Annotated in this window: 13 protein-coding genes; 5 read left to right on the top strand and 8 right to left on the bottom strand. The window is 63.8% G+C overall.

All coding sequences use genetic code 11. The features are described 5' to 3' along the window. Positions 1–31: 31 nt before the first annotated feature. Entirely contained in the window at positions 32–979 is a 948-nt protein-coding gene (locus IFU31_RS09270; protein ID WP_185794845.1) for a LysR family transcriptional regulator, read from the bottom strand. A gap of 278 nt (positions 980–1,257) precedes the next feature. Here IFU31_RS09270 and IFU31_RS09265 point away from each other — a divergent pair, with 278 nt between their 5' ends. Next, positions 1,258–2,685 (top strand): aldehyde dehydrogenase family protein, encoded by a 1,428-nt coding sequence (locus tag IFU31_RS09265; RefSeq protein WP_192058838.1) that lies wholly within the window; start codon positions 1,258–1,260, stop codon positions 2,683–2,685. Positions 2,686–2,903: 218 nt separating this feature from the next. On the opposite strand, the gene IFU31_RS09260 is transcribed toward IFU31_RS09265, so the two are convergent. From IFU31_RS09260 to IFU31_RS09250, 3 genes are all read right to left on the bottom strand, one after another. Further along, positions 2,904–4,577 (bottom strand): GMC family oxidoreductase N-terminal domain-containing protein, encoded by a 1,674-nt coding sequence (locus IFU31_RS09260; protein ID WP_192102777.1) that lies wholly within the window; start codon positions 4,575–4,577, stop codon positions 2,904–2,906. Between the two features lie 13 nt (positions 4,578–4,590). Beyond that, on the bottom strand, positions 4,591–5,628 hold the full coding sequence (locus IFU31_RS09255; RefSeq protein ID WP_192102776.1) for an ABC transporter substrate-binding protein: 1,038 nt from the start codon (positions 5,626–5,628) through the stop codon (positions 4,591–4,593). Between the two features lie 283 nt (positions 5,629–5,911). Continuing rightward, a complete protein-coding gene (locus tag IFU31_RS09250) occupies positions 5,912–6,826 on the bottom strand; it encodes a LysR substrate-binding domain-containing protein (RefSeq protein ID WP_192102775.1) in 915 nt (304 codons plus the stop codon). A 107-nt stretch (positions 6,827–6,933) separates the two neighbouring features. Between IFU31_RS09250 and IFU31_RS09245 the strand changes: the two genes are divergently transcribed. Both IFU31_RS09245 and IFU31_RS09240 read left to right on the top strand, forming a co-directional pair. Beyond that, positions 6,934–8,013: a tartrate dehydrogenase gene (locus IFU31_RS09245; RefSeq protein WP_122480614.1), complete on the top strand. Its 1,080-nt coding sequence runs from the start codon at positions 6,934–6,936 to the stop codon at positions 8,011–8,013. 275 nt (positions 8,014–8,288) lie between these two features. Then, a complete protein-coding gene (locus IFU31_RS09240; RefSeq protein WP_192102774.1) occupies positions 8,289–9,215 on the top strand; it encodes a 2-hydroxyacid dehydrogenase in 927 nt (308 codons plus the stop codon). A gap of 120 nt (positions 9,216–9,335) precedes the next feature. On the opposite strand, the gene ptsP is transcribed toward IFU31_RS09240, so the two are convergent. Both ptsP and IFU31_RS09230 read right to left on the bottom strand, forming a co-directional pair. After that, entirely contained in the window at positions 9,336–11,615 is a 2,280-nt protein-coding gene (ptsP, locus tag IFU31_RS09235) for a phosphoenolpyruvate--protein phosphotransferase (RefSeq protein WP_043191774.1), read from the bottom strand. A gap of 22 nt (positions 11,616–11,637) precedes the next feature. Then, complete coding sequence (locus IFU31_RS09230) at positions 11,638–12,117, bottom strand: RNA pyrophosphohydrolase (RefSeq protein ID WP_043191776.1); 480 nt, start codon at positions 12,115–12,117, stop codon at positions 11,638–11,640. 140 nt (positions 12,118–12,257) lie between these two features. Between IFU31_RS09230 and IFU31_RS09225 the strand changes: the two genes are divergently transcribed. Further along, a complete protein-coding gene (locus IFU31_RS09225; RefSeq protein WP_185794840.1) occupies positions 12,258–12,911 on the top strand; it encodes a histidinol-phosphatase in 654 nt (217 codons plus the stop codon). 157 nt (positions 12,912–13,068) lie between these two features. Here the strand turns inward: IFU31_RS09225 and IFU31_RS09220 are convergent, their stop codons facing one another. Both IFU31_RS09220 and ilvA read right to left on the bottom strand, forming a co-directional pair. Then, positions 13,069–13,515, bottom strand: a complete 447-nt coding sequence (locus IFU31_RS09220; protein WP_192058832.1) for a DUF2269 family protein — start codon at positions 13,513–13,515, stop codon at positions 13,069–13,071. 171 nt (positions 13,516–13,686) lie between these two features. Continuing rightward, positions 13,687–15,201, bottom strand: coding sequence for a threonine ammonia-lyase, biosynthetic (gene ilvA, locus IFU31_RS09215; RefSeq protein WP_192102773.1), 1,515 nt, complete (start codon positions 15,199–15,201; stop codon positions 13,687–13,689). Between the two features lie 137 nt (positions 15,202–15,338). On the opposite strand from ilvA, the gene rpiA reads away from it, so the two are divergent. Next, complete coding sequence (gene rpiA, locus IFU31_RS09210; protein WP_122714267.1) at positions 15,339–16,016, top strand: ribose-5-phosphate isomerase RpiA; 678 nt, start codon at positions 15,339–15,341, stop codon at positions 16,014–16,016. Positions 16,017–16,033: the final 17 nt, after the last annotated feature.

The following is a 16,033-nucleotide window of genomic DNA, read 5'->3' as shown; positions in this document are numbered from 1 at the left end:
TGTTTTTCCCGCGATGGCGGCATACCTGTGTTCATGACGCCTCCGCGATCTTCCGAGCCAGGCATAACTGTGGGTAAAGCGCGTCGACGCGCACGATGTCGGCCTGCATTTCTTCGATGATCCACTGGCGCACGCTTTCCACGATAGGGCGGCTCGGACGGTTGGCCGGTGTCACCAGGCAGCAGTGCCGGGCACTGACCGTGACCTCGTCACCCACCGGCAGCAACTGCCCGTTGGCCAGGCAGTGCGAGACCACGTTGAGCCAACCCAGGGCCATGCCCTGGCCAAGCAGGGCGGCCTGCACCACCACCGCATAATCGGAGAACACCAGGGCATTGTCTGCGCGTCCACCCTGGTCGAAAGGCGTCGCCCAGGTACGGTCCTGGTTGTCCATGTGGATCAGCGCAGGCATTGCATTCTTGCCCTTGCCGCTCGGTACGCCGGCACGGTACTGCGGGCTGCAGACGGGCAGGGTGATCTCCGGTAGAACCAGGCTGTCTGCGGCTTTGACGCTGCCGGCGTCGAGGTAGCGCATGCCCAGGTCGACATCCATCAACGGCCCGCCGATGCGCCCGGACATGAGTTGGTAACGCATGTCCACCGCGGGAAAGCGCTCGCTGAAACGGCTCATGCGCGGCATCAGCCAGTGTGTGGTGAACGCGGTGGACACCGACAGGGTGATGGTTTCCATGCCGGTAGCGCGGGCCGAGATTTCGCCGATGGCCGACTCGATGGTGTCGAAACCTTCCTGGACCCGGCGGTAAAGAAGGGTCCCGCTTTCGGTGAGCCGCGCACCGCCACGAACGCGTTCGAACAACTGCACCCCAAGGTGCTCTTCCAGGCGCGAGAGCATGCGGCTCACGGCGGGCTGGCTGACGCACAGTTCGTCGGCCGCACGGGTGAAACTGCCGCAACGGGCGGCTGCCTCGAAAACGAACAAGGAGCCGGAGCTGGGCAGTTTTCTGCGAAGGTTGGACATGACCTGAGTTTATGCCTGGGAAAACTATTAGTAAATTGCCCTGACAGGAAAACCGTTCCTATTCTGACGGCACGTAACTCCTTTTTCCCCGCAGCGAACCCGGACGCGGCTTGCGCCGCTGCTACAGGGGATCGCGGAGTGCCTGTAGCAGCGGCGCGAGCCGCGTCGGCGGCGTATGCGGTACGCCTGACCGACCGCGGCGAACTCGGACGCGGCTTGCGCCGCTGCTACGGGGACGCAGGCGCATCGGCCTTTTTTATCACTGTGGAGAGCGAATTTTGGACAACGCGTTGAAGTTCTATATAGACGGCCGGTGGGTCGAGCCTTCAGGCGCGCGGCGTCTGGCGGTGATCAATCCGGCCAGCGAGCAGGCGTTTACCGAAATCGCCTTGGGTGAACAGGCCGATGTCGATGCGGCAGTCGCGGCGGCGCGACGCGCCTTTACCGAATTTGCCTTTACGACCCCGGCCGAACGCAAGGCGCTGCTCGAACGGATTCTCGAGTCGTTCATGGCCCGCTACGACGACATCGCCGCTGCCATCATGCAGGAAGTCGGCGCGCCCAAAGCTCTGGCCCACGACTGGCAGGCCGGCATCGGCAAGCGTCACCTGGAGCAGATGCTGCGCACCCTGGACAGCTTCGAGTTCCGCACCCGGCGCGGCACCACGCTGATCAACCAGGAGCCAGTCGGCGTGGTGGCCTTGATCACGCCCTGGAACTGGCCGATCAATCAGATCGCCTGCAAGGTGGCACCGGCACTGGCCGCCGGCTGCACCCTGGTGCTCAAGCCCAGCGAGATCGCGCCGATCAACGCCATCATTTTTGCCGAAGTGCTGCACAGCGCCGGAGTGCCGGCAGGCGTGTTCAACCTGATCAATGGTGACGGGCCTGGCGTGGGCGCAGCGCTGGCCAGTCACCCCGACGTGGACATGGTGTCGTTCACCGGCTCCACCCGGGCCGGGGTGGAAGTGGCGCGGCTGGCCGCACCGACGGTCAAGCGGGTGCACCAGGAACTGGGCGGCAAGTCGGCCAATATCCTGCTCGACGATGTAGACCTGCACGCAGCGGTGACGGCAGGGGTCAACGGGTGCTTCGGCAACAGTGGCCAGTCCTGCAACGCGCCCACGCGGATGCTGGTGCCTGCCGCGCTGCACGACCAGGCAGTGGCGATCGCTCGCGTGGCGGCATCGGCCCATCGAGTCGGCGCACCCGACGATCCGTCCACCACCCTGGGCCCGGTGATCAGTGACCGGCAATACCAGGCGATCCAGCGGATGATCGCCATCGGCATCGAGGAAGGGGCGCAGTTGGTGTGTGGCGGTCTGGGCCGGCCGGCCGGGCTGGACTTCGGGTATTACGTGCAGCCAACGATCTTTGCCGGGGTGGATGCACAGATGACGATTGCCCGCGAAGAGATCTTCGGCCCGGTGCTGGTGATCCAGCCCTATACCGATGAGCAGGACGCGGTACGCATGGCCAACGACAGTGTGTTCGGCCTGGCGGCGTACGTGCAGTCGGCCAGCCTTGCACGGGCACGCCAGGTGGCCCTGCAGATGCGCGCCGGCAGCGTCTACATCAACTATCCCAGCTGGGACGCAGCGGCGCCGTTCGGTGGCTACAAGCAATCGGGCAATGGCCGCGAATACGCCGAATGGGGGTTGGAAGCGTTTCTAGAGGTGAAGGGTATCGTGGGTTGGGGTACCTGACACACCGCAGCGCGCCCTTCGCGGCCAAGGACCGCTCCTACCGTTGACCGGCAACCCGTAGGGGCATCCATCGGCCGCGAACCAGACGCCGCGGCCTTCCTGAAACACCGCAGCGCGCCCTTTGCGGCCGATGACCGCTCCTACCGTTGACCGGCCACCCGTAGGGGCGGTCATTGGCCGCGAACCAGGCGCCGCGGTCTGCCTGAAACACCGTCGCCTCAACCCGCCTTGATCAGATCGGCGATACGCTCGGCCATCATGATGGTCGGCACATTGGTGTTGGCGCATGGAATCGACGGCATCAACGACGCATCGCACACCCGCAATCCCGTTACCCCGATCACCCGCCCGTCACTCGAGGTCACTGCCTGGGGATCCTCCGCGCGGCCCATGCGGCATGTGCCTGACGGATGCCAGGTGCCGCCCACATTGGCGCGCACGAACGCCGTCAGTGCCTTGTCGTCGGCCAGCAACTTTTCCAGGGTCACACCTTGGGTCACCAGGCCTCGCACCAACAGCCCGCGCAAGGGGCCGGCGATGTCCAGCAGCACGCTCAACAGCCCACGCTGCAGGGCATTGAAACGGCCAGGCATCGCTACCTTGGCCACCCGCGGCGAGTAGCTGGATGGAAACACCACACTGCGCAGACCGCCCAGCCCCGGTGCCGACAGCGTCTCGGCACCCATGCGCAGGGCCTGCTTCAACCGCTGCAGGTCACGGGCTTCGGACAGCATCGAGAAACTGACCTCGGGCTCCTGCAACGGATCCAGCGACGTCACCTGCACCCGCCCTCGCGAGTAGGACTTGTTGACCCAGAAAAACATCGTGCCCAGCCGGTAGCCCACCGAGTGCCAGCCGGAACGCGACAGGATCGCACCGTGCATGTCACCCGGCACCGTGCCCGGCAACCCGGATGAAAAGCGCACGATGGCCTGCTCGTGATGCTCGTCGACGTGAGGTGTTCGTCCCTGCGCCGTCAGCAGCGCCGACACGGCAATCGACGGATGCTCCATGAGATTGCCTCCCACGCCCGGCCGGTCGGCCACCAGCGGCACGCCCAGATCGAGCAATTGGTCCAGCGGGCCAACCCCACTGCGGATCAACAACGCAGGGCTGTGAATCGCCCCGGCGCAGACGATCACCTCCCCGGCAAACACTTCCTCGGCCACGCCGGCCTGGCCCAGCAGACGCGCGCCCACCGCCTGGGTGCCGCGGAACAGCACGCGGTCCACTACACACTCCGTGCGCAGGGTCAGGTTGGGGCGGGCACGCACCTCGTCGGTGAGATAGCACACCGACACCGGAATCCGTTCACCCTGCTCGCTGACACCGATGGCACCCACGTAGACGCCATCCTGCCACTGCCCATTCTGGTCCGGGCGGGTGGGCAGGCCACGAGTCGCCAATACGCCCATGACCGCTTTCACGAAGGGCGACAGAAAGGCCGGCGCCGTACGCCGGATCCGTATCGGTCCGTCGCTGCCGTGCAGCGGCCCGCTGAAATCGCAGTCGGTTTCGAGTTTGCGAAAGTACGGCAGGCAGTTTTCCCAGCTCCAGCCTTCGGCACCGAGCCGCCCCCACTCGTCGTAATCATCCGGCGCCCCGCGGTTGGTCATCAGCGCATTGATCGCCGATCCGCCGCCGAGCAGGCGCGCCTGCTCATAGCGACGGCTGCCCTGGGTGGACATGCGTGCGGTCAGGCGCTGCCAGATGTTGCGCCCATCCAGATAGGCACGTCCGGGGTAGCGACTGGCGATGGCCGCGGGCATCTTGCCTGGCGCAATGTCACGCCCGGCTTCCACCAGGCACACCTGCTTGCTGGGGTCTTCGGACAGCCGCGCGGCGAGCACGCACCCCGCGCTGCCGCCGCCGAGAATCAGATAGTCGATCACGCTTGCGGCCGCCTTACTGGACGAATTTCAACCAGCGGTCCTTGGCGGCAATACCTTCAGCCGACGACCACCACTCTTCGGACATCAGCGCCTGCTTGGCGGCGTTCTCCGGCGAGCTTGGGAGTTCCTTGCCCCGTTCGGCGCTGAGCTTGCCAGTAGCGAACGCGGCGGGGTTGCCAGGCCCGTAATCGATGTACTTGGGCAGGTCGGCCTGCAGATCGGGCGACACTGCGGTGTCGACGAACTTGACCGCCTGGGCCAGGTTCGGCGCGTTCTTGAGAATGCACAGCTGGGTGTTCTGCAAGATGCCGTCGTTGTAGGTGAAGTCGACATCGGCGTTGTCTTTCTTCACCGCGCCCACGCGGCCATTCCAGATCATCAGCATGTCCACTTCGCCGTCGTTGAGCAGTTGCGCCGACTGCCCGCCCGAACTCCACCACACGGCAATGTCCGGCTTGATCTGGGCCAGGCGCTTGTAGGCACGATCGACGTCCAGCGGGTAGAGCTTGTCGCGCGGCACGCCATCGGAAATCAGCGCCGCTTCCAGGGTACCCATGGGGTCGTTGCGCAATGCGCGGGTGCCGGGGAAGTCCTTGACGTTCCAGAAGTCGGCCCAGCTTTGCGGTACTTTCTTCAGGCTCTTGGTGTTGTAGCCCAGTACCGAGGAATAGAACTCGTAGGCCACCGAGTAAGGCGTGCGATAGGCCTCGGGCATGCCCTTGACGTTAGGCATTTTCGCCAGGTCCAGCGGTTCGATCAGGCCTTCGCGGCCGCCACGGATACAGTTCGAAGGCGGGGTGTCAATCACGTCCCACACCGGCTTGCCGGTTTCGCCCTGGGCCTTGACCATGGGCCAGGCGTCCGGAACGCTGTCCTGCTTGATGGTGATGCCAAGCAACTTGGCGGCGGGGTCGAGGATGGCCTTGGTCTGCGATTCTTGATACACGCCACCTTGGGACACGAAGGTAATCTGCTCGGCCTGGGCGCTGGTGGAACACGCCATGGCCACGTACAACAGGGATAGGACAGAACCGAAAGACAAGGTTTTCATGGCAAATCATCCTGGGGGTAGATTAATTCGGCAGCGACAAAAACCTCGACGGGTAGCCCATGTTTGCACCGGTTCTGTATTTTTGTTTGACCGAGCGGGACCGCTGGAAGGTACAAGAGGCGAAGCCTGCGCGACAATGCACCATTAGTCAGTACCACCATGATTTCAGGTTATCTATACCCACCCCGGCACGCTTACCCTGTAGCAGCGGCGCGAGCCGCGTCACCAACGCCGCGGTACATCTGCCCCACCGCGTCGAGGCCGGACGCGGCTCGCGCCGCTGCTACAGGTCACCGACCGCAAACGGCAATCGTTGGCCCAGCGCCTCGCGCAGGTAATGCACGAATGCGGTGATGCGCTGGGGCGTATGGCGCCGTTGCTGGTACATCGCAAACACGTCGGCCTGCGGTGCCTGATGATCGGTCAGCAGCGCCTGCAGCCGGCCACTCTGCAGATGGGCCTGCACGTCCCAGCGCGACCTCAAAATCAAACCGTGGCCGTCCAGTGCCCACCCCAGCGCCACCTCGCCATCATTGCTCGACAGCGTCCCGGTCACCTTGTGCGCGTAGTCCTGGCCATCCTTGCGAAAGCGCCAGATGGCGTAATCACTGCCGAACTGACGCAGCACGATGCAATTGTGGGCGGCCAGATCGGCCACCCGGAGGGGTGCAGGCATGTTCTCAAGGTATCCCGATGCTGCACACAGCACGCGCGGATTTTCCAGCAGGCGCACGGCGATGAGCCGCGAATCGGGCGGCTCGCCCATGAACACGCCGAGGTCGAACTGATCATCGAGCAGGCTCATGGGCTGGCTGCTCAGTTCCAGGGATACTTCCAGCTCGGGATGCAGGCGCGCGAATGCCGAGACTACCTGAGCCAGATGCCTGCGACCGAAGCCCAGGGTGGCGTTGATCCGCAGTCGCCCGTGCAGGGTCGGCTGACGCGTGCCCAGCGCGCTTTCCAGTTCATCGAGCTGACGCAGGATAGGCCGCCCGCCTTCCAGGTACAGCACACCCTCGGGCGTCAGCGACAAGCGTCGCGTGGTGCGTTGCAGCAACTGCACACCCAGGCGCTGTTCCAGTTGGCTCAGCCGTTTGCTCACCGCTGGCAGCGACAGGCCAAGATGCCGGGCTACGTCAGTCAGGCTGGCGCGGGTGGCCACCTGCTGAAAGAAGCTCAGGTCATCGATCATGCTCATGGATTCTTTACCTGAATCTAAGAATGGCTTAACCGCCAGGCCAATTATTAATCCGCACACCCTGATTACACTGAGTCGGCAAGTTCATCAACCCGTGGAGTGGCACCATGAGCAAGTCCAATTACAAGATTGCAGTGATTCCCGGTGACGGCATCGGCAAGGAAGTCATGCCCGAAGGGGTCCGTGTGCTGGATACCGTGGCGGCCCGCTACGACCTGAACTTGCAGTGGGACTGGTTCGACTTCGCCAGCGCCGATTACTACCTGGCTCACGGCAAGATGATGCCGGACGACTGGTTCGAAACGCTCAAGGGCTACGACGCTATCTACTTCGGCGCCGTGGGCTGGCCCGACGTGGTGCCCGACCATGTGTCGCTGTGGGATTCGCTGTTGCAGTTCCGCCGCGAGTTCGACCAGTACGTCAACCTGCGCCCTTGCCGGCTGATGCCTGGGGTGAAGGCACCGCTGGCCAATCGCAAGCCTGGTGACATCGATTTCTGGGTCGTGCGCGAGAACACCGAAGGCGAATATTCCAGCGTGGGCGGCAAGATGTTTCCCGGCACCGACCGCGAGATTGTCCTGCAAGAAACGGTGATGACCCGGGTCGGCGTCGACCGCATTCTCAAGTTTGCCTACGAGCTGGCGCAGAGCCGACCGAAGAAGCACCTGACCTCGGCGACCAAGTCCAATGGCATTGCCATCACCATGCCGTACTGGGACGAGCGCGTGGTCGAGATGGGCAAGAAGTACCCGGAAGTGAACGTCGACAAGTACCACATCGACATTCTCACGGCCAACTTCGTGCTGCATCCGGACTGGTTCGACGTGGTGGTGGCGAGCAACCTGTTCGGCGACATCCTCTCCGACCTTGGCCCGGCCTGTACTGGCACCATCGGCATCGCGCCGTCGGCCAACATCAACCCGGAACGCAACTTCCCCAGCCTGTTCGAACCGGTACACGGCTCGGCGCCGGACATCGCCGGCAAGGGCGTGGCCAACCCCATCGGGCAGATCTGGTGCGGCGCCATGATGCTCGAACACCTGGGCCATCCGGAGGCTGGCGCGGCGGTTCTGGCGGCCATTGAAAAGGTCCTGGCCATGGGCCCGGAACACGCACCGCTGACCGCCGACATCGGCGGCACCGGCACCACCCGCGCCCTGGGCGAAGCCATCGCTGCCGCCTGTTGAGGCCGCGGTACCCCTGACACCGCACCGCCCCTTTCGCGGCCACAGGCCGCTCCTACAGGGATTGCGCAGCTCGTAGGAGCGGTCATCGGCCGCGAACCAGACGCCGCGGTACCCCTGACACACCGCACCGGCCCTTTCGCGGGCAGAGCCCCGCTCCCACACAGCACCGCTGCTACGGTCAACTTGTTCTGTTTCGCCCGCTCGATTCGGGAGAATGTTGCGCGGCAATCTGGCATCGTCGGTGTTCCTTCCGATCGTCAGCGAGAACCCACCTTATGACGCTGCTGTTCAAAGTCCCCGACGAGCGTGCGTCGGCTTGGAAGGCCTTGTTCGCCGAGCACGCACCGGATATTCCCCTGCGCTTCTGGCCGGACATCGGCGACCCGGCGCAGGTACGCTATTTCGCCGCCTGGCAGCCGCCAGCGGACCTGTATGACCGATTCCCCCAACTGCAGGTGGTTTTCGCCACGTCGGCGGGGGTGGATCAGTTCGACCTTGCGCACGTTCCCGAAGCGGTCAGCGTGGTACGCATGCTCGACCCCGGCATTGCCCAGGGCATCATCGAGTACGCCGGCTTCGCCGTGCTCGCCCTGCATCGCCAGATGCCGACCTATCTGCAGCAACAGCGCGAGGGCAAGTGGGCGATCCATCCGCTGCTGGAGGCCGGCAAGCGCCGCGTCGGTGTGATGGGCCTGGGCAATCTGGGCCAGGCGGCATTGAACGCGCTGCGGCCGTTCGGCTTTGCCTTGAGTGGCTGGTCGCGCACGCTCAAGACACTGCCCGGCGTGCACTGCTATGGCGGCCGCGAGCAATTGCCGGACTTTCTCGGCAGCTGTGACATCCTGCTGTGCCTGTTGCCCTTGACCGCCGACACCGCTGGCATCCTCGATGCGCAGACTTTCGCCGCGCTGCCGGCCGGCGCCAGCCTGATCAATCTGGGCCGCGGCGGCCATCTGGTGGAAAGCGACCTGCTGGCCGCGCTGGATTCAGGCCATTTGGCCCATGCGATCGTCGATGTGCTGGAAGAAGAGCCGCCGCGCAGCGATCACCCCTTCCTCAGCCACCCGAACATCTGGCTCACGCCACATATCGGCGCTATGACCGATCCGCATTCGGCATTCCAGGTGCTGCTGGACAACATCCGCCGGCATCAACGGGGTGAACCTATGGTAGGTCTGGTAGAGCCTGGGACAGGCTACTAGTGGCAAGCGTAGGGATACAGAATCTACTGTAGAAGCGGTCTTCGGCCGCGAAACGAGCACTGCGGTGTTTCATTTGATCTGCAGGGATGCCGTTGCGGCCTTGACCGCTTGCAGCACGCCTCAGTGCTTCTTCGGCGTGCTCGGATTGATCATCCGCGACAGGCCCAGGTTCTTCAGGGCCAGTTGCAGCGAGCTGTGGATAACTTGCGGGTTGTCGATCTTGCTCAACTGCGCCAGCAGCTCCTTGGCCTTGCTCAGGTTCACCTGGCGCAGCATCCACTTCACCTTGGGCAGGTTGGTGGCGTTCATCGACAGGCTGTCGAACCCCATGGCCATCAACAAGATCGCCGCCGCCGGATCGCCCGCCATCTCGCCGCAGATACTCACCGGCTTGCCTTCGGCATGCGCCTCGGTGACCACGTGCTGCAAGGCCTGCAGCACAGCCGGGTGCAGGTAGTCGTAGAGATCGGCCACGCGCGGGTTGTTGCGGTCCACGGCCAGCAGGTACTGGGTCAGGTCGTTGGAGCCGACCGAGAGGAAATCGACCTGCCGCGCCAGTTCCTTGGTCAGGTACACCGCTGCGGGGATCTCGATCATCACCCCCACCGGCGGCATCGGCACGTCGGTGCCTTCGTCGCGCACCTCGCCCCAGGCCCGGTGGATCAGGTGCAGGGCTTCTTCCAGCTCATGGGTGCCGGAGATCATCGGCAGCAGGATACGCAGGTTGTTCAGGCCCTCGCTCGCCTTGAGCATGGCGCGGGTCTGCACCAGGAAGATTTCCGGGTGGTCGAGGGTGACGCGGATCCCGCGCCAGCCCAAAAACGGGTTTTCCTCCTTGATGGGGAAGTACGACAGCGACTTGTCACCACCGATGTCCAGGCTGCGCATGGTCACGGGCAGGGGGTGGAAGGCCGCCAGCTGCTCACGGTAGATCGCCAGTTGTTCCTTCTCGCTGGGAAAGCGCTGGTTGATCATGAATGGCACTTCGGTGCGGTACAGCCCCACACCCTCGGCGCCGCGTTGCTGGGCACGGGCCACATCGGCCAGCAGGCCGGTGTTGACCCAAAGCGGCATGCGGTGGCCGTCCAGGGTCACGCAGGGCAGCTCGCGCAAGGCATCGAGGCCCAGCGCCAGTTGCCGCTCTTCCTCGACCACATCGGCAAATTGCTTGCTGAGAATGTCGCTGGGGTTGGTGTAGACCTCGCCATGGTAGCCATCGACGATCATCTTGATGCCGTCGACCTTGGAATACGGCAGGTCGACCAGGCCCATGACCGTCGGGATGCCCATGGCACGCGCCAGAATGGCGACGTGGGAGTTGCCCGAGCCCAATACCGACACCAGGCCCACCAGCTTGCCTTCCGGCACCTCGCCGAGCATTGCCGGCGACAGTTCTTCGCTGATCAGGATGGTGTTATCGGGGTAGACCAGGGTTTGCTGACGCGCTTCCTGCAGGTAGGCCAGCAGGCGCCGCCCCAGGTCCTTGACGTCGGAGGCGCGCTCGCGCAGATACGCGTCGTCCATCAATTCGAAGCGGTTGACGTGCTCGGTGACGACGTGGCGCAGCGCACCCTGGGCCCACTGCCCGGTCTTGATCACGTTGGTCACTTCGCTGCCCAGCGAAGCGTCGTCGAGCATCATCAGGTAGACGTCGAACAGGGCCCGCTCTTCGGGGCGCAGCTGCGTGGCCAGTTTCGCCGACAGGGTGCGCATGTCGTTGCGCACGCCTTCCAGGGCGTTCTGGAACAACGCCAGCTCGGCATCGATGTCGCTGACGCTCTTGTCGGGCACCACGTCCAGATCGGCCGGCGGCAGCATCACCACCGCGGTGCCGACCGCCGCACCGGGCGAGCCAGGCACGCCGACGAAGCGCGCTTCCTGGATGCCCTTGCCCTGGCGCCCCAGGCCGCGGATCGAACCGGTGGCTTCGGCGTGGGCGATGACGCCCGCTAGTTGCGCGCTCATGGTGACCAGGAAGGCTTCTTCGCCTTCGTCGAACTGACGCCGCTCCTTTTGCTGGATCACCAGCACCCCCACCACACGCCGGTGGTGGATGATCGGCGTGCCGAGGAACGAGGCGTAGCGCTCTTCACCGGTTTCGGCGAAATAACGATAACGCGGGTGGCCGGCGGCATTTTCCAGGTTGAGCGGTTCTTCGCGCGTGCCCACCAGGCCCACCAGGCCTTCGTTGGGGGCCATGCTGACCTTGCCGATGGAACGCTTGTTGAGGCCTTCGGTGGCCATGAGGACGAAACGGTTGGTTTCCAGATCCAGCAGGTACACCGAGCAGACCTGGCTGCCCATGGCTTCCTTGACGCGTTGCACGATGATCCCCAGCGCCGACTTGAGATCCTTGGCGGAGTTGACTTCCTGGACGATCTTGCGCAGCGTATTGAGCATGGCTCGGGGTCGAACTCCGTCGTCAGTCGCGCGAAAGAAGGCGCGGGGCTAGCTCTTTGAGCGCGCGTCTGTAGACCTCGCGCTTGAATGTCACCACCTGGCCCAGCGGATACCAATAGCTGACCCAGCGCCAGCCATCGAACTCGGGCTTGCCGGTCAGGTCCATGCGCACGCGCTGTTCGTTGGACACCAGGCGCAGCAGAAACCACTTCTGTTTCTGGCCGATGCACAACGGTTGGCTGTGCGTACGCACCAGGCGTTGGGGTAGACGATAACGCAACCAGCCGCGGGTGCAGGCAAGTATTTCAACATCCTGGCGTTCCAGCCCGACTTCTTCATTCAGCTCGCGGTACAAGGCCTCTTCCGGCGTTTCCTGAGGGTTGATACCCCCTTGCGGGAATTGCCAGGCGTCCTGATTGATACGCCGAGCCCATAGCACCTGACCGGCGTCATTGGTAAGAATGATGCCAACGTTAGGGCGAAAACCATCGGGGTCGATCACGGCAACAACCTCGTAAACGCATGTTCTGGCATTGTTCCACAAAGCCTGTGAAGGCAGCAACGACGCCGCGTAGCTTATGTGCACGCATGTGAAAAGTCCGTATTCTGTGGGCCTTTTCCTTACTTCATGCGAGTCATTTCATGCGCCTGGCCCTCTTCGACCTCGACAACACGCTGCTCGGCGGCGACAGCGACCATGCCTGGGGTGACTATCTGTGCACACGCGGCATTCTCGATGCGGACACGTACAAGGCACGCAACGATGAGTTCTACGAGGATTACCTGGCCGGCCGCCTGGACCTGAATGCGTACCTGGATTTCACCCTGGAAATCCTCGCGGCGACCGACGTGGCGCAACTGGATGAATGGCATCGCGAATTCATGCGCGATTGCATCGAGCCCATCATGCTGCCCAAGGCCGCGGCCTTGCTGCAACAGCATCGCGATGCGGGTGACAAGCTGGTGATCATCACTGCTACCAACCGCTTCGTCACTGGCCCGATCGCTGCGCGGCTTGGGGTGGAGACCTTGCTGGCAACCGAAGTCGAAATGGTTGACGGCCGCTACACCGGGCACAGCTTCGACGTGCCTTGCTTCAAGGAAGGCAAGGTGACGCGTTTGAATCGCTGGATGGAGGAAAACGGCTACGACTTGCAGGACAGTTATTTCTACAGTGACTCGATGAATGACCTGCCTCTTCTGGAGCAGGTCACCCACCCGGTGGTGGTGGACCCGGACCCACGCCTGCATGAAGAAGCCAAACGCCGCGGCTGGAAAGAAATCTCCCTGCGCTGATAGCTGCTAACCGTGGGAGGGGGCTCTGCCCGCGAAGAATGCGCTGCGGTTTGTCTGATACACCGCGGCGCTCTTTTCGCGGGCAGAGCCCGCTCCCACAGGGATCGGGACCAACCGTGGGAGCGGCAATCGGCCGAACAATGCCCTGCGGTTTGTCTCAGGCGGGCTTGGTCACCATCAAGCCGATGATCGACAGCAGCACCACCACTGCAACGGTCGCGATGATCAACACATTGCGGCGCTTGGCCGCGATTACGCCTTCGTTCAACCCAGTCGCGAAGCGCAGGCGGTTCACCCGGTTGATCAGCAGCAACCAGACCCCACCGCCGATCACATACAGCACCGCAGCGGTGAGAATCCAGGTTTGCCCCAAAGGCCAACCGACCCTGTGCACCAGCCACCATCCCGTGACGGGAAAGCTCAGCAGGCTCAGGGCCATGACCAGCCAGGCATACACCCAGGGCCGTTGCAGGGTGCTGGCGAACGGTAGCCGGTCGCCGCCCTTCCAGCTGCGCCAGGCTCGGTAGATGACGGCCGCCACACTGCCCAGCAGCACAACAGTGGCAGCGACGTGGAATATTTTCAGAACCGCCAGGCTTTCCATGACGCGTGATCCCCGTGGGCCATTACGATGCATCATCGACAAGCGTAGCAGCCATCGAGTTCAGCGCAGCGAGACCTACCCCTGTAACAGCTGGCACACCCCATCGCCCCTGTGGGAGCGGGCTCTGCCCGCGAATGGCACACCGCGGACTCAAGCCAGTGCACCGCATCACTAACCCAGGAACAACTTGTACGCCGGATTATCCGTTTCATCCCAGAACGGGTAGCCGATCTCGGCCAGCGCGCCGGCTACCAGATGGCGTTCATCCTCGGGCACCTGCAACCCAGCCACCACACGCCCATCGGCGGCGCCATGGTTGCGGTAGTGGAACATCGAGATGTTCCAGCGCCCGCCCAGCTTGTCGAGAAAGTTGAACAGTGCCCCCGGACGCTCGGGGAACTCGAAGCGCAGCACCATCTCGTCACTGACCCTGACCGCATGGCCACCGACCATATGGCGGATGTGCAGCTTGGCCAGCTCGTTGTCGGTCAGGTCCAGCACCGGGAAGCCATGCGCCTCGAGGGTCTGCAGCAGCACCGCGCGCGGGTCCCGCTCGGGATGGGTCTGCACCCCGACGAAAATGTGCGCTTCATGGCCGGTGTGGTAGCGGTAGTTGAACTCGGTGATCTGGCGTTTGCCGATGGCCTCGCAGAACGCCTTGAAGCTGCCCGGACGCTCGGGGATGGTCACCGCGATGATGGCCTCACGGCCCTCGCCCAGCTCGGCTCGCTCGGCCACGTGGCGCAACCGATCGAAGTTGACGTTGGCACCCGAATCGATCGCCACCAGGGTCTGTCCCGACACGCCTCGGGCCTCGACGTACTTCTTGATCCCGGCGACCCCGAGCGCGCCCGCAGGCTCGGTGATGGAACGGGTATCGTCGTAGATGTCCTTGATCGCCGCGCAGATCTCGTCGGTGCTGACGGTGATCACCTCATCCACATGGTCCTTGCAGATCTCGAAGGTGTAGTGACCGATCTGCGCCACCGCCACGCCATCGGCGAACAGCCCGACCTGCGGCAGCACCACGCGCTCCCCAGCGCGCATGGCCTGCTGCAGGCAGTTGGAATCGTCCGGCTCGACGCCGATGATCTTGATGCCAGGCCGCAGGTATTTGACGTACGCGGCAATGCCGGCGATCAACCCGCCACCGCCCACCGGTACGAAGATCGCATCGAGATCGCCCGGATGCTGGCGCAGGATTTCCATGGCCACGGTGCCCTGCCCGGCAATGGTGTAGGGGTCGTCGTAGGGATGGATGTAGACCATGCCCTGCTCGTCCACCAGCTTGAGCGAGTGGGCCAGGGCTTCGGCAAACGAATCGCCATGCAGCACCACGATGCCGCCGCGCGAGCGCACACCCGCGATCTTGATTTCGGGGGTGGTGTTGGGCATCACGATGGTGGCCTTGATGCCCAGCTCGCGCGCCGCCAGCGCCAGGCCCTGGGCATGATTGCCGGCCGACGCGGTGACCACGCCGCACCCTGCTTCCTGCGCGGTGAGCTGCGACAGCTTGTTGTACGCGCCGCGAATCTTGAACGAGAACACCGGCTGCAGGTCTTCGCGCTTGAGCAGAATCTTGTTGTTCAGACGCTCGGACAGCTGCCCGGCGGGCTGCAAAGGGGTTTCCACCGCGACGTCGTAGACGCGCGAGGTGAGGATCATCTTTACGTACTGTTCGAGCATGGCAGACATCACTGACGATAACGGGCGGGGCCGATGAGTCTAAGCCAACGACCACCGCAAAACCAAGGTTTTGCCCTTATAATGCGTGGCTTCGGGGCCGCAACCACTAGAGCCCCAACTGCCGCTGCGGAGCTTGCATGACCCAGGACCAACTCAAACAGGCCGTCGCCCAGGCTGCCGTGGATTTCATTCTGCCCAAGCTGGGCGAAAAGAGCGTTGTCGGTGTCGGCACCGGTTCCACCGCCAATTGCTTCATCGATGCGCTTGCCCAGCACAAGAGCGCATTCGACGGCGCCGTGGCCAGCTCCGAGGCAACCGCTGCGCGGCTCAAGGGCCATGGCATCCCGGTGTACGAACTCAACGGCGTCGGTGACCTGGAGTTCTATGTCGACGGCGCCGATGAAAGCGACGAGCACCTGAACCTGATCAAGGGCGGCGGCGCTGCGCTGACCCGCGAGAAGATCGTCGCTGCCGTGGCCACCACCTTCATCTGCATCGCCGATGGCAGCAAGCTGGTGCCGGTACTGGGCGAGTTTCCACTGCCGGTGGAAGTCATTCCCATGGCCCGCAGCCACGTCGCGCGCCAGCTGGTGAAGCTGGGCGGCGACCCGGTCTATCGCGAAGGCGTGGTGACCGACAACGGCAACATCATCATCGATGTGTACAACATGCAGATCACCGACCCGGTGGCGCTGGAAACGCAGATCAATGCCATCGTCGGCGTGGTCACCAACGGCCTGTTCGCCGCTCGCCCGGCCGATGTGCTGCTGCTGGGCACTGCCGAAGGCGTAAAGACCCTCACCCGCCCCGCCTGACCCTCTATTGTGGGAGC

It is taken from the genome of Pseudomonas sp. CFBP 13602, assembly GCF_014842725.1.
GTDB classification, from domain to species: Bacteria; Pseudomonadota; Gammaproteobacteria; order Pseudomonadales; family Pseudomonadaceae; genus Aquipseudomonas; species Aquipseudomonas baltica.
Note: the sequence above shows the minus strand (reverse complement) of the source record. Positions and strands in the feature narration are given on the sequence as shown.

Coding starts and splice junctions, on each gene's coding strand:
- IFU31_RS09270 (WP_185794845.1), bottom strand. CDS start 979: ATGTCCAACCTTCGCAGAAAACTGCCCAGCTCCGGCTCCTTGTTCGTT.
- IFU31_RS09255 (WP_192102776.1), bottom strand. CDS start 5,628: ATGAAAACCTTGTCTTTCGGTTCTGTCCTATCCCTGTTGTACGTGGCC.
- IFU31_RS09250 (WP_192102775.1), bottom strand. CDS start 6,826: ATGAGCATGATCGATGACCTGAGCTTCTTTCAGCAGGTGGCCACCCGC.
- IFU31_RS09245 (WP_122480614.1), top strand. CDS start 6,934: ATGAGCAAGTCCAATTACAAGATTGCAGTGATTCCCGGTGACGGCATC.
- IFU31_RS09240 (WP_192102774.1), top strand. CDS start 8,289: ATGACGCTGCTGTTCAAAGTCCCCGACGAGCGTGCGTCGGCTTGGAAG.
- ptsP (WP_043191774.1), bottom strand. CDS start 11,615: ATGCTCAATACGCTGCGCAAGATCGTCCAGGAAGTCAACTCCGCCAAG.
- IFU31_RS09225 (WP_185794840.1), top strand. CDS start 12,258: ATGCGCCTGGCCCTCTTCGACCTCGACAACACGCTGCTCGGCGGCGAC.
- IFU31_RS09220 (WP_192058832.1), bottom strand. CDS start 13,515: ATGGAAAGCCTGGCGGTTCTGAAAATATTCCACGTCGCTGCCACTGTT.
- ilvA (WP_192102773.1), bottom strand. CDS start 15,201: ATGCTCGAACAGTACGTAAAGATGATCCTCACCTCGCGCGTCTACGAC.
- rpiA (WP_122714267.1), top strand. CDS start 15,339: ATGACCCAGGACCAACTCAAACAGGCCGTCGCCCAGGCTGCCGTGGAT.